Origin of the sequence: Nocardia mikamii NBRC 108933 (assembly GCF_001613505.1) — a bacterium.
Lineage (GTDB): Bacteria > Actinomycetota > Actinomycetes > Mycobacteriales > Mycobacteriaceae > Nocardia > Nocardia mikamii.
The window spans coordinates 148,982-168,411 of sequence record NZ_BDCM01000006.1 but is presented as its reverse complement, the minus strand read 5'-3'; the positions used below and the strand labels follow the sequence as shown (position 1 = coordinate 168,411).

General features: G+C 67.2%; 17 protein-coding genes. 7 read left to right on the top strand and 10 right to left on the bottom strand.

Going from position 1 to position 19,430, the window contains the following annotated elements:
• Positions 1 to 189 precede the first annotated feature (189 nt).
• Both hpf and NMI01S_RS07495 read left to right on the top strand, forming a co-directional pair.
• Complete coding sequence (gene hpf, locus NMI01S_RS07500) at positions 190 to 849, top strand: ribosome hibernation-promoting factor, HPF/YfiA family (protein ID WP_439956247.1); 660 nt, start codon at positions 190 to 192, stop codon at positions 847 to 849.
• Positions 850 to 966: 117 nt separating this feature from the next.
• Positions 967 to 2,259 carry an acetyl-CoA C-acyltransferase gene (locus tag NMI01S_RS07495; RefSeq protein WP_062995263.1) on the top strand — a complete coding sequence of 431 codons (1,293 nt, stop codon included), beginning with the start codon at positions 967 to 969 and terminating at the stop codon, positions 2,257 to 2,259.
• 10 nt (positions 2,260 to 2,269) lie between these two features.
• On the opposite strand, the gene bluB is transcribed toward NMI01S_RS07495, so the two are convergent.
• The 6 genes from bluB to NMI01S_RS07465 form a co-directional block, all read right to left on the bottom strand.
• Positions 2,270 to 2,899 carry a 5,6-dimethylbenzimidazole synthase gene (gene bluB, locus NMI01S_RS07490; protein ID WP_062995262.1) on the bottom strand — a complete coding sequence of 210 codons (630 nt, stop codon included), beginning with the start codon at positions 2,897 to 2,899 and terminating at the stop codon, positions 2,270 to 2,272.
• Between the two features lie 90 nt (positions 2,900 to 2,989).
• Positions 2,990 to 4,246 carry a fatty acid desaturase family protein gene (locus NMI01S_RS07485; protein ID WP_062995261.1) on the bottom strand — a complete coding sequence of 419 codons (1,257 nt, stop codon included), beginning with the start codon at positions 4,244 to 4,246 and terminating at the stop codon, positions 2,990 to 2,992.
• 96 nt (positions 4,247 to 4,342) lie between these two features.
• Complete coding sequence (locus NMI01S_RS07480) at positions 4,343 to 5,743, bottom strand: fatty acid desaturase family protein (RefSeq protein ID WP_062995260.1); 1,401 nt, start codon at positions 5,741 to 5,743, stop codon at positions 4,343 to 4,345.
• Positions 5,744 to 6,014: 271 nt separating this feature from the next.
• Positions 6,015 to 7,184 carry a ferredoxin reductase gene (locus tag NMI01S_RS07475; RefSeq protein ID WP_062995565.1) on the bottom strand — a complete coding sequence of 390 codons (1,170 nt, stop codon included), beginning with the start codon at positions 7,182 to 7,184 and terminating at the stop codon, positions 6,015 to 6,017.
• Between the two features lie 83 nt (positions 7,185 to 7,267).
• Positions 7,268 to 7,876, bottom strand: a complete 609-nt coding sequence (locus NMI01S_RS07470) for a DUF6912 family protein (RefSeq protein WP_439956240.1) — start codon at positions 7,874 to 7,876, stop codon at positions 7,268 to 7,270.
• Entirely contained in the window at positions 7,863 to 9,284 is a 1,422-nt protein-coding gene (locus NMI01S_RS07465) for a WS/DGAT/MGAT family O-acyltransferase (protein ID WP_062995258.1), read from the bottom strand. Before NMI01S_RS07465 ends, NMI01S_RS07470 begins: the two co-directional genes overlap by 14 nt.
• 430 nt (positions 9,285 to 9,714) lie before the next feature.
• Here NMI01S_RS07465 and NMI01S_RS34735 point away from each other — a divergent pair, with 430 nt between their 5' ends.
• Both NMI01S_RS34735 and secA read left to right on the top strand, forming a co-directional pair.
• Positions 9,715 to 10,008, top strand: coding sequence for an Rv3235 family protein (locus NMI01S_RS34735; RefSeq protein ID WP_157126077.1), 294 nt, complete (start codon positions 9,715 to 9,717; stop codon positions 10,006 to 10,008).
• Positions 10,009 to 10,261: 253 nt separating this feature from the next.
• A complete protein-coding gene (secA, locus tag NMI01S_RS07455) occupies positions 10,262 to 13,099 on the top strand; it encodes a preprotein translocase subunit SecA (protein ID WP_062995256.1) in 2,838 nt (945 codons plus the stop codon).
• An 18-nt stretch (positions 13,100 to 13,117) separates the two neighbouring features.
• Here the strand turns inward: secA and NMI01S_RS07450 are convergent, their stop codons facing one another.
• The gene (locus tag NMI01S_RS07450) at positions 13,118 to 13,528 is read right to left on the bottom strand and encodes a winged helix-turn-helix transcriptional regulator (protein WP_062995255.1); all 411 of its coding nucleotides are present in this window, start codon (positions 13,526 to 13,528) and stop codon (positions 13,118 to 13,120) included.
• 77 nt (positions 13,529 to 13,605) lie between these two features.
• Here NMI01S_RS07450 and NMI01S_RS07445 point away from each other — a divergent pair, with 77 nt between their 5' ends.
• Positions 13,606 to 14,550, top strand: a complete 945-nt coding sequence (locus NMI01S_RS07445; protein WP_245716754.1) for an NADP-dependent oxidoreductase — start codon at positions 13,606 to 13,608, stop codon at positions 14,548 to 14,550.
• A gap of 248 nt (positions 14,551 to 14,798) precedes the next feature.
• Positions 14,799 to 15,314: a DUF4254 domain-containing protein gene (locus tag NMI01S_RS07440; RefSeq protein ID WP_157126076.1), complete on the top strand. Its 516-nt coding sequence runs from the start codon at positions 14,799 to 14,801 to the stop codon at positions 15,312 to 15,314.
• Positions 15,315 to 15,389: 75 nt separating this feature from the next.
• Here NMI01S_RS07440 and NMI01S_RS07435 read toward each other — a convergent pair whose 3' ends face one another.
• A complete protein-coding gene (locus NMI01S_RS07435) occupies positions 15,390 to 16,220 on the bottom strand; it encodes a class I SAM-dependent methyltransferase (protein ID WP_062995252.1) in 831 nt (276 codons plus the stop codon).
• A gap of 81 nt (positions 16,221 to 16,301) precedes the next feature.
• Here NMI01S_RS07435 and NMI01S_RS07430 point away from each other — a divergent pair, with 81 nt between their 5' ends.
• Complete coding sequence (locus tag NMI01S_RS07430) at positions 16,302 to 16,988, top strand: winged helix-turn-helix transcriptional regulator (RefSeq protein ID WP_062995251.1); 687 nt, start codon at positions 16,302 to 16,304, stop codon at positions 16,986 to 16,988.
• A 5-nt stretch (positions 16,989 to 16,993) separates the two neighbouring features.
• Here the strand turns inward: NMI01S_RS07430 and rsgA are convergent, their stop codons facing one another.
• On the bottom strand, positions 16,994 to 17,995 hold the full coding sequence (gene rsgA / locus NMI01S_RS07425; protein ID WP_062995250.1) for a ribosome small subunit-dependent GTPase A: 1,002 nt from the start codon (positions 17,993 to 17,995) through the stop codon (positions 16,994 to 16,996).
• Positions 17,992 to 19,311, bottom strand: a complete 1,320-nt coding sequence (gene aroA / locus NMI01S_RS07420) for a 3-phosphoshikimate 1-carboxyvinyltransferase (RefSeq protein ID WP_062995249.1) — start codon at positions 19,309 to 19,311, stop codon at positions 17,992 to 17,994. The genes rsgA and aroA overlap by 4 nt, the downstream gene beginning before the upstream one ends.
• Positions 19,312 to 19,430: the final 119 nt, after the last annotated feature.

The window sequence follows — 19,430 nt, the reverse complement described above, 5'->3', positions numbered from 1 at the left end:
GGGTGGCAGTCTGCAAGCCCTTTCCGAATCCCGCGCAACCTCTCAGTCCGGCTCGGTGCGGTTGCTAACCCGCCGCACATGAATCGATTGTGCGGCCAGATCCGGGAGGTACGCGTGACGACTTCACGACCTTCAGTGAAAGAAGCAGATCCCTCGACCGGTACGGGCACCCAGCTGGGTTCCGGTGAACTGAACGGAGCCGAACAGACTATTTCGGATGTGCCCCGGACGCCCGATGCGGACGTCGTGGTCAAGGGACGTAACGTCGAGGTACCCGATCATTTCCGCATTCACGTCGCGGACCGACTCTCCCGCCTGGAACGTTTCGACCCGTCGATCTACCTATTCGATGTCGAGCTGTTCCACGAACGAAACCGCCGCCAGCGCAAGAACTGTCAGCGTGTCGAGATCACCGTGCGCGGCAAGGGCCCGGTGGTCCGGGCCGAAGCCTGTGCCGACAGCTTCTACGGCGCACTGGAGTCCGCGGTGGTCAAACTCGAGGCCCGATTGCGGCGCAGCAAGGACCGCCGCCGGGTGCACTACGGAGAGAAGACGCCGGTATCGGTCGCCGAGGCGACCGCCGCCCTGGTGGAAGACACCCTGCCCGTCGGCGCCGACGGCTCCGAGTCGGCCGACCGCGCCGATACCGAATCGGGCGAGTACGCCGGACCGGGGCATATCGTGCGCACCAAGGTCCATTCCGCGACTCCGATGTCGGTGGACGACGCCCTGTATCAGATGGAGCTCGTCGGCCACGACTTCTTCCTCTTCCACGACCGCGAGACCGATCGTCCGTCGGTGGTGTACCGCCGCCACGCCTTCGACTACGGGTTGATCAGGCTGGCGTAGCGAGTGTCGAAAGCCGGACGGCCGGGGCGAAAACGCCCCGGCCGTCCGCCGTTCACCGGACCGGTGAGATTACCGTGACACCTTGTATCGGGATCTTGCTCGCCCTACTGTAAGGGCATGGCCACCAAGCGTTCTCGTCGCGCCGTCATCGTCGCCGGTGCTCGCACCCCGTTCCTGCGTGCCTTCACCGACTACACCCGAATGGACACCATCGATCTGGGTGTCCTGGCGGTCGGTGGTCTGCTCGCGCGGACCGGACTGCCCAAGGATCAGGTACAGGCGATGGTGTGGGGCGGGGTGATCCTGCCGAGTGCGGCGCCCAACGTCGCGCGGGAGATCGCGTTGGATCTGGGCCTCGACCACGGTTGCGAGGGCTACACCGTGACCCGCGCCTGCGCCTCCGGACTTCAGGCCGTGACCGCGGCGGCGGCCGCCATCGAGCGCGGCGAATACGACATCATGGTCGCCGGTGGCAGCGATTCGACCAGTAATGCCGAGGTGAAGCTGCCGCAGAAGATGGTGCACGCGGCCGCTCCGCTGGCCCTGGGCAAGCCGAAGCCGAAGGATTACCTGTCCGCGGTGGCGCAGCTGGCGCCGTTCACGGATCTGCTGCCGCGCCGGCCGAAGATCGCCGAGCGCACCACCGGCGAGGTGATGGGGGAGTCAGCGGAGAAGATGGCCCGCATCCACGGCATCACCCGGGAAGAACAGGACGTCTTCGCCGCCCGCTCGCACCATCGCGCGGCGGCGGCGATCGAATCCGGCCGGTTCGACCGGGAGGTCCTTCCGGTCGCCACCGCGGACGGGAAGACGGTCATCCGGGACGGGCTCGTGCGCGCGAACACCAGTGTGGAGAAGCTGGCGACCCTCGCCCCGGTTTTCCAGCGCGACGGCACGGTGACAGCGGGCAACGCCAGCCCGCTCACCGACGGCGCGGCGGCCGTACTGCTGATGAGCGAGGAGAAGGCGCGCGCCCTCGGCTTCGAACCGCTGGCGGCCTTCCGGTCCTGGAGTTTCGTCAGTGTCGACCCGTCCGATCAGGTGCTGATCGGTCCGGCCATCTCCATGCCGCGGGCGCTCGACAAGGCCGGCCTCGCGCTGCCGGACGTGGATTTCGTCGATATCCACGAGGCCTTCGCCGCCCAGACCCTGTCGGTGGTGTCGGCCCTCGGCAGCGACACGTGGGCGAAATCGCGGCTGGACCGCGACAGTGCCGTCGGCGAGATCGACCCCGACATTCTCAACGTGCACGGCGGTTCGGTCTCACTCGGCCATCCCTTCGGCGCCACCGGCGCCCGCATGGTGACGACCATGGCCAACGAGCTGGCACTCACCGGGAAGAACACCGCGCTGCTGGGCATCTGCGCCGCGGGAGGGCACGGCGCTTCCGCCGTCCTCGAACGGGTGTAGCGCGGGGCCGCTAGTACCGCTCCCAGTGGATCGCGTCGCCGAGTGGACGCCGGTCGCGCCAGCCGAACCGTTCCAGGTCCGGCGTCTGCTGGAATTCGTGCACGGGTCCGACGCACAGCCACGCAACGGGACGAATGCCGGCGGGCAGCTCGATCAGGTCGGTGAGGAAGGGGGCGTCGTAGAAGCTCACCCAGCCGACGCCCACGCCTTCGGAGGTGGCGGCCAGCCACAGGTTCTGGATCGCGAGAACGGTGGAGTACAAACCGGTTTCGGGGACCGTCGCGCGACCGAGGATCTGCGGTCCGCCGCGACTGTCGTCGTGGGTGACGACGATCCCGGTCCCGCTCTCGGTGATGCCCTCGACCTTGATCGGTTCGAAGGTGCGCGCCCGTTCCGGGGGCAGCGAATCCCGGAATTCGCTGCGTTTGCCGGCGACATGTGCGGCGAACCGCGTCAACGTCGCCGGGTCCCGCACGACGACGAAATCCCATGGCTGCGAATTGCCGACGCTGGGTGCGCGGTGGGCCGCGTCGAGGATTCGAAGCAGGGTCGCATCGTCGACGAGATCTCCGGTGAATTCGGCACGCACATCGCGGCGCCGCCGGATCACGTCGTAGATGCTGGATTCTTGCGGTGACACCGGTTCAGTCAATCAGGCCCGGACACCGGCAGACGAAAGGGGCTCCGCGGAGGTCGTCTCCGCGGAGCCCCTTTCGGGTTCGATATCGTCTCAGGCGGCCGAGCCGACCGGCTGACGACGTTCCGCCACCCGGCGCTTACCTTCCTTCAGCGCGGTGCGCAGCCCGCGCCGGCGCCCGGTCACCGGGTCGACCGTGCCGATACCGCCGAACGCGCGCTCGGATTTGGTTTCGGGGGCGTCGTCGGTGCCGCGCCGCAGATATTTGTTGGGCACCGACAGTTTGATGATGGTGCGCCACGACTTCGCGTACTGCACCGGCAACGAGCCGCTGGTGTAGGGCAGATCGTATTTGTCGCACAGTTCCCGCACCCGCACGGCGATGGCCCGCAGCCGGTTGCTCGGCAGGTCCGGGAACAGGTGGTGCTCGATCTGATGAGAGAGGTTGCCGGTCATGAAATGCATGAGCGCGCCGCCGGTGATATTGGCGCTGCCCAACATCTGACGCAGATACCACTCGCCCTGCGTTTCGTTGTCCACATCGCCCCTGGTGAACTTCTCCGCGCCGTCGGGGAAGTGGCCGCAGAAGATCACCGCATTGGTCCACACATTGCGGACGATATTCGCGGTGATATTGGCCGTCAGCGTGGACAGGAAGGCCGGTCCGGTCAGCAGCGGGAAGATCACGTAATCTTTGGCCGCCTGCTTGCCAATCTTCTTCAGCACGAGCTTGCGGTCCTGCTCGAATTGCCGGCGTTCCGGCGAGTCGGGCGCCCACTTCTTCTTCGCGACCTTGCCCAGCTCCAGATGCTGGATCGCCACGCCGTATTCGAAGAACATCTGCAGCAGCAGGTTGTAGACCGGCTGCCCGAGATAGAACGGTGACCACCGCTGATCGCGCGTCACGCGCAGCAGGCCGTAGCCGATGTCGTCATCCATACCCAGCACGTTGGTGTACTTGTGGTGCAGGTAGTTGTGCGTGATCTTCCAGTGTTCGGACGGCCCGGCGTTGTCCCACTCCCAGTTGGAGGAGTGGATCTCCGGATCGTTCATCCAGTCCCACTGGCCGTGCATGACGTTGTGGCCGATCTCCATGTTCTCGATGATCTTGGCGGCCGACAACATCGCGGTGCCGGCCAGCCAGGCCGGCGGTAGGAAACTGGCGAACAGGGTGGCGCGGCCCCCGATTTCCAGGGCGCGCTGCAAACGGATCACGTTACGGATGTAGCGGGCGTCGTGCTCGCCCCGGGAGGCCTCGATTTCGCGACGGATCGCGTCCAGCTCCGCGCCGATCGCTTCCACATCCTCGGGAGTGAGGTGGGCGTATTCCTTGACATCCGAGATCGCCATACTGGTTACACTACCGTAGGTTACGGTCCCGTAGGTTGTATCCGGAACAGATTACAACTGTGGCGTATACCGCATTGTGATCGCGCCCGACATGACCTAGGTTAGTCGCCTTCGTTGTTGCCGCAACCGGACGCGAACAGTCGCTCGTCCCCGCAGTCCGCGGCGCTGGAGCAACTGCTTCTCGGCGCGCGCCTTTTCCTGCAGGGCGAGCTTCGCTTCGCGTAGCGCCGCCTTTTCCTGCCGGGCCTTCTCCCGCAGCGCGGCCTTCGCTTCGACCAGTGCCGACCGCAATCCCTGACGCCGGCCGGTGAGCGGGTCGACACCGAACAACGGCTCGTCCGCACCGACCGTCAACGGCCGGGGCAGCAGCGAGAATTTGCGTTCCGACGACGTCTCCGGGGCGTCGTCGGCGGTGCGGCGCAGGAATCGATCGGGCAGTGCCAGTTTGTGAATCGTGCGAAACGCCAGCGCATATTGTTTGCCCAGCGACCCCGTGGTGTACGGCAAGTCGTATTTGTCGCAGAGTTGACGTACCTGCTCGGCGATCTCCGGATACCGATTGCTCGGAATGTCCGGAAAGAGATGATGTTCGATCTGGTAGCACAGGTTGCCACTCATGAACGCCATCGCCGGGCCGGCCTGGAAGTTGGCACTGCCCAGCATCTGCCGCAGATACCATTCCGCCCGGGTCTCGTCCGCGAACTGTTCCTGGGTGAATTTCTCGGCGCCGTCCGGGAAATGCCCACAGAAGATCACCGCGTAGGCCCACAGATTGCGGATCAGATTGGCCGTCGCGTTGGCCTTCAGCGTGGCCTTCCAGCCCGGGCCGCTCAGCAGCGGGAAGACCACGAAGTCCTTGGCGACCTGGCGGCCGGCCTTGCGCAGGAACTGCCGGTTGGGTTCGGACAGCAGATCGCTGCGCGGAACCCCGGCCTGCAGTTTCTCGATCTTCAGATCGTGCAGGGCGATACCCCACTCGAACAGGGCCGCCAGGATCAGATTCGCCACCGGCTGCGCGAGATTGATCGGCTTCCACTCTTCGTCGCGGGTCATGCGCAGGATGCCGAAGCCCACGTCGTCGTCCATGCCGACGATGTTCGTATAGGTGTGGTGCGAGAAGTTGTGCGCCCGTTTCCACTGCCCGGAGGTTCCGGTCATATCCCACTCCCAGCTGGTGGAGTGGATCTCCGGGTCGTTCATCCAATCCCATTGCCCGTGGCTGATGTTGTGCCCGAGCTCCATATTCTCGATGATCTTGGCGACCGACAACATCGCGGTGCCGGCGACCCAGGCCCATCTGTTCCGGCCGGCGAACAGGACCGCCCGGCCGGCGGCCTCGAGCGTGCGCTGGGCGCGGATGGAGCGCCGGATGTAGGCGGCGTCGCGCTCACCCAGTGATTGTTCGACCGTGCGGCGGATGGTGTCGAGTTCCTGCCCCAGTGTCTCGATATCGGCAGCCGTCAGATGCGAGTACGCCTTGATGTCGGTGATGGCCACGGTCCTGCAATGCCTCCGCTTCGCTCCGGCGGTGTCGAAATGAATGCCTCTGCGTCGCGTCGGCGGGCCGGGATCGGATTGCCTCCGCTGCGCTTCGGTGGAATCGCCTCCGCTGCGCTCCGGTGGAATCGCCTCCGCTGCGCTTCGGAGGAGTCGCCTCCGCTGCGCTTCGGTGGGAGGTCTCGGTCTTGTCCTCTTCAGGATATCGGGTACCGGTGGTGATCGCTCGCGCCGCCGCGGGGCGAGCGGGTGAACACCACCGGAACGCGACTCACACGTCCAGGGTGCAATTTCCGGCCGCGGCCGAGATGCAGGTCTGCACCTTCTCCCCGGCCTGATGTTCGGCGCCGTTGCGCAGATCGCGCACATGCCCGTCGGTCAGGGTGACCACGCAGGTCTGGCAAATACCCATCCGGCAGCCGAACGGCATCTGCACGCCCGCCGCCTCACCGGCCTCGAGCAGGCTGGTGGCGCCGTCGACCTCGGTGCTGCGATCGGTGCGAGCGAAGGTGACGGTGCCGCCCTCGCCGACCGCCGACCGTTCCACCTCGAACCGCTCGACGTGCAGTTTGTCGCTGATACCGGCGGCGGCCCAATGCTTTTCGACATCGTTGAGCAGCCCGGCCGGACCACAGGCCCAGGTCTCGCGCTCGCGCCAGTCCGGGAACCGCGCATCGAGATCGGCCAGATCGAATTTGCCCTGCTCACCCGTGAGGTGGATATGGGCGGTGAACCCCGGATGCTTGTCGTGCAGCGCCCGCAGTTCCGCGCCGAACATGACGTCCTCGGCGGTCCGGGCGGAATGAATGTGCACGATGTCGTCCATCGCGTCGCCGTCGGTGCGGTCGGCGGCGCGGCGATCCATGGTCCGCAGCATGGCCATCACCGGAGTGATGCCGCTACCCGCGGTGATGAACAACACCTTCGCCGGCGGCGGCTCCGGCAGCACGAACCCGCCCTGCGGCGCGGCCAGGCGGACGACCGTGCCCTGCGGCACGCCGTTGACCAGGTGGCTGGACAGGAAGCCCTCCGGCATCGCCTTCACCGCGATCGAGATCACCCGCTCGGCGCGGTTGTCCGGGGCGGTCCAGTCCGGCGGGCAGGTCAGCGAATACGACCGCCAGTGCCAGCGTCCGTCGACCAGGACACCGATGCCGATGTACTGGCCCGGCGTGAAGGTGAAGTCGAAACCCCAGCCCGGTTTGATCACCAGGGTCACCGAGTCCGCGGTCTCCTTGCGGACTTCGACGATCCGCCCGCGCAGCTCCCGCGCCGACCACAGCGGATTCACCAGATGCAGATAATCGTCGGGTAGCAGCGGGGTGGTGATGCGGGCGGCCGCTCCGCGCAGCGCGTCCAAGCGCGTCCGTCCGGCCATCTTCGCGTCGGCGACGGGGGCCTCGAGCCATGCCCGCAGGCCTTGTACCGATTTCGACACCATCGTGCGAATGCTCATTTCCTGTGATCACGCGCCTGCGGCGCACCCTTCGAGCAAGGTTACGGCATCGTAGGTTAGCGGGCGGATCAGAGGAGGTCGAGCAGGAACGGCAACTCCTGTGCCGCGTACCAAGCCAGCTGGTGATCCTCCGCGTCGCCCAGCACGAATTCCGCGTCCGGATCGCCCAGATCGGCCGCATCGACGACATCGACGGCCTTCGCGACCTGCGGTTCGGCCTCGGCCAGGTCGACGTGGACCGAGGCGATGCGCTGATAGGTGATCGGCCCGGACAGCCGGACCACCGCATCGTCGAGGTCCGGGCGCAGCGTCGTGCCCGTCACATCGGCGGCGATCACGGCACGGCGATAGACCGGGGCCGAATACGACGATCCGGCGTCCTCGGCGGCAGCGTCCGGATCGGTGCCGGCGGGCTCGGCGTCGCCGTCGTCGGCGTGCAGCAGCGCCGATTCGCGTTCCTCGGCCAGCAGGCGCAGCGATGCGCGCGCCGCCTCGCCCATCGCGACCTCGGCCAGTTCCTCGTCGTCGCCGGAGGCATATGCCTCGCGCAGCGCGGGAGTGACCGCGAAGGCGGTGTCGTTCACCGCGCGGATTTCGCGCTGTGCCACCAATTCCCGGAGCATGGCGATGGTGGCCGGGACATAGACGCGTAGCTTGCCCTGATCAGACGCAGGCACCGAGCATCTCCTCCATGGATTCGCGCACCGCCGCCGCCAGTACGGCGATATCGGCCATCGCCTCGCGGTCGGCATTGAGACCGTAGAACACACGTCCGTCGTAGGACGTGATTCCGATGCTCGACGCCTGATTGCGCAGCAACGGCGATACCGGATACATCTCCAGCATCCGTGCGCCGCCGATGTACATCGGCCGCTGCGGACCCGGGGCGTTGGTGATCACCAGATTGAATGTGTGTTCTGCGAACGTACTCGCCGCCCGCACACTCATCGCGTGCAGGCTCGCCGGGGCGAAGCCGGCCATGTGAACCAGGGTGCGCGCCCGCACGCCGCGCCGATGCCGGGAATTCTCGGCAGTGGCATGCGAGATGTGGGACAGCCGCATCACCGGATTCTGCTCTCCCACCGGCAGATCGATCAGGAACGAGGAGACTTCGCTGGTCGGGCGCAACGTGTGGTCGGGCGGCCCGTCGACGTAGACCGACATCGGCACCACCGCTCGCAGCACCGCCGATTCGACCAGGACCTCTCCCCGCGACTGCAGGAAGATCCGCAGGGCGCCGGTCACCACGGCGAGGATGGCGTCGTTGATCGAGCAGTCGAAGTGTCTTCGGATGCGGCGATAGTCCTCGAGGTCGGTCCGTGCGATATCGAACCGGCGGCACCGCGAGATCGAGGTGTTGAAGGGACTGTCCGGTGCCGTCCGCCCGGCCGCGCGCACCCGGCTGACCGCGGCGTCGACGGCCTTGCCCGCGGCGGCGACCACCGCGGACGCGTTGGCGCCGGCGTCGCGCACGACTTCCCACGCCGCCGCGGGCTGGGTCGCCATTTCGGCCAGCGACATGCCCAGCAGTTCCGCCTCGCCGGGTTCGCGGTGAGCCACCCAGGTATCGGGTGCGACCACCCGCGGTGAGGGCCCCGAGTCGAGGATGACGTGCCCGATCTCGAGCGCGGTGTCGCCGTCCACCAGCGCCGAATGGGTTTTGGTGAAGATCGCGCAGCGGTCGTCGGACAGGCCTTCGATCAAGTACATCTCCCACAGCGGCCGGCTCGGGTCGAGTGCTCGCGAGGACAGCCGCCCGACCAGTTCGTAGAGCTGTTCATCGGAGCCCGGAGCCGGCAGCGCCGAGCGCCGCACGTGATAGGTCAGGTCGAAGCGACTGTCCTCGACCCACACCGGACGACCGAGCTTGAACGGCACCTCGCGCACCTTGCGGCGGTAGCGCGGCACCATCGACAATCGGCTGTCGACCAGATCCAGCAGTGTCTGGTAGTCCACGCACGCGGAGCCGTCGCCGAGGTCCTCGGGGGCGACGCGCACGATCGCGAGAGAGCCGATGTGCATGGGATTGCTGCTCGACTCGAGGCGGAAGAACGAGGCGTCCTGCGGCGTCAGTCTCGTGATCACGCTGTCCGATGCTCCTCTCCGTTGCCGCTCTCCATTGTGCGGTGACACAAACCTTCCGCGAGGGACTGTGTGGGACTTGTCGCGTCGGTGCCGGAATTCCGTCGTCGAGGATGCCGGGCATGGCATGCTGGTTCGATCCGTGCCCAAGCATGCCGACCAGGGGGAGTGTCGAATGCTCGAGTCTTCTGCAAGCCCGGTATACACCCGCCGCGCCCGCCGCGCGCCGATATTCGAACCACCGTTGGAACCGAAGGGCTCCGGTGGTCGAACGCCGCTCGATCGGGGGACGGCCGACCACGGTGCGCCGCGACTGCGGGCGCCGCGCCGGTCCGCCCACGACGGGCGCTCGCCGCACTCCGGAGCCGGTGCCTCGGCACCGCACGGAATGTGCAATGACGATGAAATCGGCTCTGCCGCAGCAATTTTCGCGGTGCGGTCGCTGCGTCTGGTGCTCGAGGTCATCGACGGCCGGCGTCCGCTCGGGCAGCTGCGTTCGGTGGTCGAGCCGACCGTGCTGGCCGCCGTCGAAACGCTCGCCCGCACCGCCGCCGCGGAACGCCGCCTCGGGACGGCGGTGCTCGTCACGGTGAAACTCGCCGAGGTCACCGGGCACACCGCGGAGGTGTGCGGCGGATACGAGCGGGGCGAGCGCCGGTTCGCCGTCGCCGCGCGGTTGGTGCTGCGGCGCGGACACTGGCGGGTGAGTGCCCTGCGCATGCGGTGATCGCCGGGCCCGTGGCGTGCCGAAGTGTGATCGATCACTGTCGGCCCTCGAGGGGGCACCGCCGTCCGTGGATGTGCTGACGCGGCGGCGCCTACGATGGAGGCCGCATTACCATGGACGATGCCGCTTATCCGCGCGCCGGGAATTTCGCCCATACGATGTGGCGGGGGCTTCGGTATGCCGCGAGTAGTGCGGTGTGCCGAAGATGTAGCACTGCAAGACGACAACATCGACCAGAGGACTGACGAGACCCGTGCCTGCGCTGACACTGACGAGGTTGCTACGTTTTGGTGAGGGTCGCACCGTCAAGCGGCTCGCGCATCTGGCCGACGAAGTTCTCAGTCTGGAAGACGACTACGCCGATCTCACCGACGCGGAACTGCGCGCGAAGACCGACGAATTCAAACAGCGCTACGCCGACGGCGAATCCCTGGACGAGTTGCTGCTCGAGGCTTTCGCCGCCGCCCGTGAGGCATCCTGGCGCGTGCTGAATCAGAAGCATTACAAGGTGCAGGTGATGGGTGGCGCGGCCCTGCACATCGGCAATGTCGCCGAGATGAAAACCGGTGAAGGTAAGACGCTCACCTCGGTGCTGCCCGCGTATCTCAATGCGATCAGCGGCGACGGTGTCCACATCGTCACCACCAACGATTACCTGGCCCGCCGTGACTCCGAGTGGATGGGCCGTGTGCACCGTTTCCTCGGCCTGCAGGTCGGCGCGATCCTGTCCGGGATGAGCCCGGCCGAGCGGCGTGCGGCCTACAGCGCCGACATCACCTACGGCACGAACAACGAATTCGGCTTCGATTATCTGCGCGACAACATGACCCATTCGCTGGACGATCTGGTCCAGCGCGGGCACAACTTCGCCGTGGTCGACGAGGTCGACTCGATTCTGATCGACGAGGCCCGGACGCCGCTGATCATTTCCGGCCCGGCCGACGCGTCGAGTAAGTGGTATGCCGAATTCGCCCGTATCGCACCGCTTCTGAAGAAGGATGTGCACTACGAGGTCGACATCAAGAAGCGCACCATCGGCGTGCACGAGGCCGGTGTCGAATTCGTCGAGGATCAGCTCGGTATCGACAATCTGTACGAGGCCGCCAACTCGCCGCTGGTCAGCTATCTGAACAACGCGATCAAGGCCAAGGAACTCTACGTTCGCGACAAGGATTACATCGTCCGCAACGGCGAGGTCATCATCGTCGACGAATTCACCGGCCGCATTCTGGTGGGCCGTCGCTACAACGAGGGCATGCACCAGGCCATCGAGGCCAAAGAAGGTGTGGAGATCCAGCCGGAGAACCAGACGCTGGCCACCATCACGCTGCAGAACTACTTCCGTCTGTACGACAAATTGTCCGGTATGACCGGTACCGCCGAAACCGAGGCGGCCGAGCTCCACCAGACCTACGGCCTCGGTGTGGTGCCGATCCCCACCAACAAGCCGATGATCCGCATGGACCAGGCGGATCTGATCTACAAGACCGAGGAATCGAAATTCGCCGCGGTCGCCGACGACATCGCCGAGCGGCACGAGAAGAACCAGCCGGTGCTGATCGGTACCACCTCGGTGGAGCGGTCGGAGTACCTGTCGAAGCTGCTCACCAAGCGCGGTATTCCGCACAACGTGCTGAACGCGAAGTTCCACGAGCAGGAAGCGCAGATCATCGCCGAGGCCGGCCGCCCGGGTGCGGTCACCGTGGCGACGAATATGGCCGGTCGTGGTACCGACATCGTGCTCGGCGGTAACCCCGACATCATCACCGATACGCTGCTGCGCCGCCAGGGCCTGGACCCGGTCGAGACGCCGGACGACTACGAGGCCAACTGGCTGCCCGCGCTCGAGCAGGTCAAGCGGCAGGTCGAAGACGACGCCGATCTGGTGCGCGACGCCGGTGGCCTCTACGTGCTGGGCACCGAGCGGCACGAGTCGCGGCGCATCGACAACCAGCTGCGCGGTCGTGCCGGCCGCCAGGGCGACCCGGGTGAATCGCGCTTCTACCTCTCGCTCGGCGACGAGTTGATGCGGCGCTTCAACGGCGCGGCCCTGGAGTCGATCATGACCCGGCTCAACCTGCCCGACGACGTGCCGATCGAGGCCAAGATGGTCTCCCGCGCGATCAAGAGCGCCCAGACCCAGGTCGAGCAGCAGAACTTCGAAATCCGCAAGAATGTTCTGAAGTACGACGAGGTGATGAACCAGCAGCGCACCGTCATCTACGCCGAGCGCCAGCGCATCCTGGCCGGCGAGGATATGGAGGGCCAGGTTCAGTCGATGATCACCGACGTGATCACCGCCTACGTCGACGGCGCCACCTCCGAGGGCTACGTCGAGGACTGGGATCTCGCCAAGCTGTGGACCGCGCTGAAGACGCTGTACTCGGTCGGCATCGAATACCAGGATCTGACCGGTGAAACCGAGGACGGCGAGATCGGCGAACTGAGCCGCGAGGAACTGCTCGAGGCCGTTCTCGAAGACGCCCACGACGCCTATGCGCGGCGTGAGAAGGAGATCGACGATCTGGCCGGTCCCGGCAGCATGCGCAACCTCGAGCGCCAGGTTCTGCTGTCGGTTCTCGACCGCAAGTGGCGCGAGCACCTCTACGAGATGGACTACCTCAAGGAGGGCATCGGCCTGCGCGCGATGGCGCAGCGCGATCCGCTCGTCGAATACCAGCGTGAGGGTTTCGACATGTTCTCCGCCATGCTCGAGGGTTTGAAGGAGGAGTCGGTCGGCTTCCTGTTCAACCTCCAGGTCGAGGTCCAGCAGGCCCCCGAACAGCAGCCCGCGGTCGACCCCGGCCTGCGGTCCCCGGTCGGCGCGTCCCACCCGGCCCCCGCCGTCCCGCAGGGCAATGGCGCCGCCGAGAACGCCCCGGCGGCCTTGCGCGCCAAGGGAATCGACGAATCCGGCCCGCGCGGTCTGAGCTTCTCCGGCCCGGACGAGGGCGGCCACGCCGAAGTCCGCAGCGCCGCCCAAGAATACGGCGACACCCCCGCCACCGGCATGACCCGCCGGGAGCGCCGCGAGGCCGAGCGTGATCGCGCCAAGCAGGGCAAGCCGGCGAAGACCAAGCGCCGCCGGTAATTCCGGAACACGAAACGGCTAGTGTGCGGTTTCGGTTTGCCGCTCGTAGCGTTCGCGGGCCTCGTGGACCCGGTCCATGTTCTGCTCGGCCCAGTCTTTGACCGCGCGCATCACCGGTAGCAGGGAATGGCCGAGTGGGGTGAGCTCGTATTCGACGCGGACCGGGACCGCGGGGGTGGCGGTGCGAGAGACCAGGCCGTCGCGTTCGAGGTTGCGCAGCGTTTGGGTGAGCATCTTCTGGCTGATGCTGGCGAGGCGGCGTTGCAGGTCGCTGTAGCGCTGGGGGCCGTCGGCGAGGGCGTTGACGGCCAGGCTCACCCATTTGTCGGCGATGCGGTCCAGTAGTTGCCGAGCGGGGCATTGCGCCAGGTACGCGTCGTAGTCCGCGCTCGCCTGGGCTCGGCGTTGGGCGGCGGTTCGGGTGGCCACGGGTCTCCTCCGGGTGGGATACGCACCTTCGAGTGCGTACTTCCCTTTGGAGAGTAGCTCTCCATACATTGTGCAGCATGAGTTCTGGAAACAGCATGCGGGCAGTGGTCGTTCGGCGGGTGGGTGGCCCGGAGGCACTCGAGATGGTGCGGGTGCCGGTGCCAGAACCCGGGCCCCGGCAGGTGCGGATCCGGGTGGAGGCGGCGGCGGTCAATCCGGTGGATATCGCGACCCGCAGCGGCGCCCTGATCGACGCGGGGCTGATGGCGCCGCGCGAGACCATCGGAATCGGCTGGGACGTCGCGGGAACAGTCGACCGTATCGGTCCGGGAGTCACGACATTCGTTGTAGGCCAACGGGTTATCGGACTACGTGACCTGCTCGACCGGTCGCTGGGTGCTTACGCCGAGTATCTGATCCTCGATACCGATGCGGTCGCGCCGGCCCCACCGGACGTCGATGCGACCGAGGCGGCCACCCTGCCGCTGAATGCGCTGACCGCGCAGCAGGCGCTCACGCTGCTCGACCTTCGCCCCGGTGACACGCTGCTGGTGACCGGCGCCGCCGGAGCGGTCGGCGGTTTCGCGGTCGAGTTGGGCGTGCGTGGCGGATTGCGGGTGGTCGCGCAGGTCGCCGACGAGGATGTGGCGTTCGTTCGCGGACTCGGCGCCGAATGGACCGTGCCTCGCAAGTGCGCCGACCTCGCCGAAGCGATACGTGCGCTGGTTCCCGGAGGTGTCGGTGGCGCGCTGGACGGCGCGGGCCTGGGTGTGCGCGCCGCGGCGGCGGTCCGCAACGGCGGCGCGTACGCCGGAGTGGCCGGTGGTCCGGCCCCTGTTCCGTTGCGCGGCATGAGAATTCATCAGGAATGGATCAGGGCCGACGGCGCCGCGCTGGCCGAGCTCGCGGCGCTCGGCCTGACCTTGCGGGTCGCCGATGTCCTTCCGCTCGAGCGCGCGGCCGAGGCGCACGAGCGTTTGTCCGCCGGTGGATTGCGCGGACGGTTGGTGCTGACGCCGTAGCCATCCACTGGTTATGTGCTTCGTCAGCACGCCGCGGCGATCTCGTCTGTGACTTCTCAACAGGGGGAACCGGGAGGCAGGCGAACAGCTAATACGGGGCATACGGTCGGTTTCATCGAAGGCCGACACCGACCAGGAGCTGCCCATGTGTTCGACGCCGCAATTCTCACCGCACCGCGTCACCGAGACCGCCGTGACGGCGGTCTCCGGTGCGGTATCCACCGCCGCACCGAGAGGCGGTGTTCGCGGTGACCGGTGACCGCTCGGATACCGAGGGCGCCCGGGTGGCCACGGTATCGCCGCTGCTGGTGCTGGAAGGAGGCGGCGCCGAGGTGATCGGCGGCCTGCCCACCGCCGAAATGCTGCTGCGGATGGTGCGTGATTCGCGCCCGGCCGCGCATCCCCTGGACCCACTCGCGCGGCAACTCGCGGAACTGCACACCGGCGCGGCCCAGTCGAAGGATGCCGAGTATCGCCGCGCGGCCGAGGCATCGCGCCGCGAGACAGTGCGGGTGATCGACCGATGGATCGAAGCCCACGTCCCGCAGCATCGGCACGGCACCGCGATCCATACCGAAACCGTCGGTTCCGTGATCGATCGGCTCATGGCGGCGTACGCCCGTGCCGCGCACCTGCTGGAAACCGCCACCGACGATCTGGCATTGCACGCGGCGTGGTTCCGAGTGGCCGAACTGGTCAACGGCTATGACGATCTGGTCGCGGCGATCACACACGGCGAGCGCCGGCTGCCGACCTCGGCGTGAACGCGGCCGGTCTCGGCACTCGGCGGGGCCGTCTCGTCGAACATGGGGCCGCCCGCGCGGCGAATCGGAATCGCGTCACGCCCGCCGGGCGGTGACCAGAAGGTACTCCCAGCGCATCCGCCCGCCGCCGAGGTTGTGGCGAGCGGCCAGGTCGGCGAGGGCGCGGTCCAGTTCGGCGATGCGGTCCGGGTCGCCTGCCAGGGCTTTGTACACGGCGACCGTGGGACCGTAATTGGCCTTGAAGAAGTCACGGAAGCGGTCCCCGTCGGCGAAACACTCCACCGTCGCGAATTCGCGCTCGATGCGCAGGTCGGTGACGCGGTCGCCGAACAGGTCCCGGAGGTGGTCGGCGGTGCCCCAGAGCAGCGGCGATTGCGCACCGGGCGGCGGAGGCGGCGCGAACCGCTTCGCGATGGCGAACATTTCGCCGATGAATCCCTCCGGCGTCCAGTTGATCAGCCCGATCGTCGCATTCGGCGCCGTCACTCGGAGCAGTTCGTCGGCGGCCGCCCGATGCGACGGAGCGAACATGATGCCCACACACGACATGGCGACGTCGAATCGACCGTCGTCGTACGGCAGCGCCTGGGCGTCGGCGGTCTCCCAGGTGAGATGGACACCGCGGGCGGCCGCCGCGGCCCGGCCCGCGTCGAACATTTCCGGAGTCAGGTCACTGGCGATGACGTCCGCGCCGGCTTCGGCTGCCGGAATGGCCGCATTCCCCGCTCCGGCGGCGATATCGAGAACTCGCCGGCCAGGACGGATATCGCAGGCTCGAACCAGGCGCCGGCCCAGGCCGGGGATGACGGTGTCGGCGACGCGGGGATAGTCGCCGAGGGCCCAGAGCGCGTGAGTGCGTTCGGTGAGGTCGAGGGGTGATTGCTGGGTGTGATGGATTGCTGTCATATCGCCAGCATCCGGCGGCGGCGGTAGCTTCGGCCAGTTCAACATCTGTACCCCGCGCGCGCGGAGTGGTCTACTGGTTGTGTGTCCGGCTACGGGGAGTTCTGCCCGATCGCCAAGGCAATGGATGTCCTCGACGAGCGGTGGACATTGCTCGTCGTGCGCGAATTACTTTTGGGTAGTACGCATTTCAACGAGCTGCGGCGGGGCAATCCGAAGATGTCGCCCGCTTTGCTCTCCCGGCGTCTGCGCTCGCTGGAGCGGTCCGGGGTGCTGCGTCGCGAGATCGGGGTGGACGGGCGCGCCGCCTATATCCTGACCGAGGCCGGACGAGAGCTGTCGACCGTCGTACAGGCGCTCGGAGCGTGGGGGGTGCGCTGGATCGGCGATCTCGGCGACAGGGATCTGGATCCGCACCTGTTGCTGTGGGATATGCGCCGCACGATACCGATCCGGGCGTGGCCCGACGAGCGGACGGTTCTGGCGGTCGAGTTCACCGATGTCCCCGGCAAGGAGGCGCACTGGTGGCTGTTGGTCGAGCGCGGTACGGCGGCGATCTGCGACTACGACCCCGGATTCGAGGTCGCGGCGACGGTGCGCAGTACGTTGCGCCAGCTCACCGAGATCTGGCGTGGCGACCGGAGCTGGGCGGCGGCGCTACGGGAGGAAACGACCGAGATCGTGGGCCCGGCCTCGATTCGGCGGCAGGTACCGCACTGGATCGGCCAGGCGAGCCTGGCGGCGACTCCGCGCCCGGAAAGGGCCGATTGACCACCTCAGCCGTTGCCGACCACCCAGGGATCGTTGGAATTCAGTGCCGTCAGCAGCAGGCGGATCGCCGCGACCCGCCGTTCCTTGCCCGGTAGTTCATCGAGGGCGCATTCCGGGTCGGCGGGCGGGCCGAGGTGGGTGCAGCCGCGGGGGCAGTCCTCGATGGCCTCGGACAGATCGGGGAAGGCGGCGATCACGTCGTCGGGGGAGATGTGGGCGAGGCCGAAGGAGCGGATGCCGGGGGTGTCGATGACCCAGCCCCCGCCCGCCAGGGGCAGGGCTACGGACTGGGTGGAGGTGTGGCGGCCCTTGCCGACGCCGGAGACCGTGCCCACGGCCCGTTCCGCATCGGGCACAAGGCGATTCACCAAGGTCGACTTGCCGACGCCGGAGTGGCCGAGCAGGCATGTCAGCGAATCGTGCAGGAGTGCGTGAATGGGTTCCAGCGGATCGTCGCGGCCGCCGTAGACGATGGTCAGATCCAGATCCGCGAATTCCGAGGCGAATTCGGAATCGGCGGCCAGGTCGTGTTTGGTCAGGCACAGAATCGGTTGCAGCCCACCGGCATACGCGGCCACCATGGCGCGTTCGACGAAGCCGGTCCGGGGCGGCGGATCGGCCAGCGCCACAACGATGAACAGCTGCTCGGCATTCGACACCACGATGCGTTCGAAGGGGTCGGTGTCGTCGGCGGTGCGGCGCAACACCGTTCGGCGATCGGCGACGCGGACTATGCGTGCGAGGGAATCGGGTTTACCGGACAGGTCCCCGACCACATCGACCTGGTCGCCGACCACGATCGGGGTGCGGCCCAGCTCACGGGCCCGCATCGCCACCACATGCCGATCCGGGTCGCCACCGAGGACACAACCCCACCGACCCCGATCCACCGAAACGACCATGGCCGCCACCGCATCCCGGTGTTCGGGCCGGGTCTTGGTGCGGGGACGCGAACCCCTGCCCGGGCGGACCCGGACATCGGATTCGTCGTACTCCCGGCGCCTCAGTGGGCCGCTCCCTCACCCGATAGGGCGCCGGCGCCCGCCAGCATCGATTCCCACAGGGTGACGAATTCGGGCAGCGTCTTGGCGGTGGTGCCGATGTCCTCGATGCTCACACCGGGTACGCGCAGGCCGAGAATCGCTCCCGCCGTGGCCATCCGGTGATCGGCGTAGGAATGCCACTGCCCGCCCTTCAGCGGGGCCGGCTCGATGCTCAGCCCGTCTTCGGTTTCGGTGACATTGCCGCCGAGGCGGTTGATCTCGGTGGTCAGCGCGGCCAGCCGATCGGTTTCGTGTCCGCGCAGATGGGCGATTCCGCGCAGCCGCGACGGGGAGTCGGCCAGGGCGGCCAGGGCGGCCACGGTCGGCGTCAGTTCGCCCACATCGTGCAGGTCGATATCGATACCGGCGAGGGACTGCGGGCCACGCACGGTCAGTTTGCCGTCGAAGCGCCGCGCCTCGGCCCCCATCCGGACCAGGATTTCGCGGATCACGTCACCGGCCTGGGTGGTCAGCTGCGGCCAATGCGGAATCGTCACCTCACCACCGGTCACCGCCGCCGCGGCCAGGAAGGGAGTGGCGTTGGACAGATCCGGTTCGACGTCCCAGTCGACGGCGTGGATCGGCCCGGGCTCGACGGTCCAGACCTGTTCCTTGCGCGGATCGGCCGGCGCCTGCACTCGCACGCCGGCCTGCTGCAGCATCTGCACCGTCATCTCGATATGCGGCATGGACGGCAGCGGTGCGCCCTCGTGCTGCACGGTGATCCCGGTCTCGAAATGCGCCGCCGACAACAGCAGCCCGGAGACGAACTGCGAGGAACCGGAGGCGTCGATGGTGACCGACCCGCCGCGCAGCGTCCCGGCGCCGTGCACGACGAAGGGCAGGGTGTTGCCGTCGATGTCGATGCCGAGGCTGCGCAGCGCGTCGAGAATCGTGTGCAGCGGACGCAGCCGCGCCTGCTCGTCCCCGAAGAACGCGACATCGCCGTGCGCGAGCGCGGCCACCGGCGGCAGGAACCGCATCACGGTGCCGGCCAGTCCGCAATCGACGGTGGCGTTGTGCAACTGCGCCGGCGGGGTGACGGCGAGGGTATCGCCGTCACCGGTGATTTCGGTGCCCATCGCGCGCAAGCCCGCGATCATCAACTCGGTGTCCCGGCTGCGCAGGGCGCCGGTGATCGTCGAGGGGCGGTCGGCGAGCGCGGCCAGAATCAATGCCCGGTTGGTGATCGATTTGGACCCGGGCAGGGTGACGGTCGCGTGCACGGCATGGTCGATGTGGGGCGCGGGCCAGAAACTCACCGGACCATCTTCGCGCATGAGAGCTGACCCCGTGTGCAGGGAGCGCGGTTTTGTGATCTCCGACGTATGCTCGTTTATTTGCTGGATTCGGACATTTGCGGCCTCATGCGGGATCTCGCCGGTAGCCATGGGCGATT

Excerpts from the sequence above, each read along its gene's own strand:
- NMI01S_RS07495 (WP_062995263.1), top strand. The coding sequence starts at position 967 with ATGGCCACCAAGCGTTCTCGTCGCGCCGTCATCGTCGCCGGTGCTCGC.
- NMI01S_RS07485 (WP_062995261.1), bottom strand. The coding sequence starts at position 4,246 with ATGGCGATCTCGGATGTCAAGGAATACGCCCACCTCACTCCCGAGGAT.
- NMI01S_RS07475 (WP_062995565.1), bottom strand. The coding sequence starts at position 7,184 with ATGGTGTCGAAATCGGTACAAGGCCTGCGGGCATGGCTCGAGGCCCCC.
- NMI01S_RS07445 (WP_245716754.1), top strand. The coding sequence starts at position 13,606 with ATGAGTTCTGGAAACAGCATGCGGGCAGTGGTCGTTCGGCGGGTGGGT.
- NMI01S_RS07435 (WP_062995252.1), bottom strand. The coding sequence starts at position 16,220 with ATGACAGCAATCCATCACACCCAGCAATCACCCCTCGACCTCACCGAA.
- aroA (WP_062995249.1), bottom strand. The coding sequence starts at position 19,311 with ATGCGCGAAGATGGTCCGGTGAGTTTCTGGCCCGCGCCCCACATCGAC.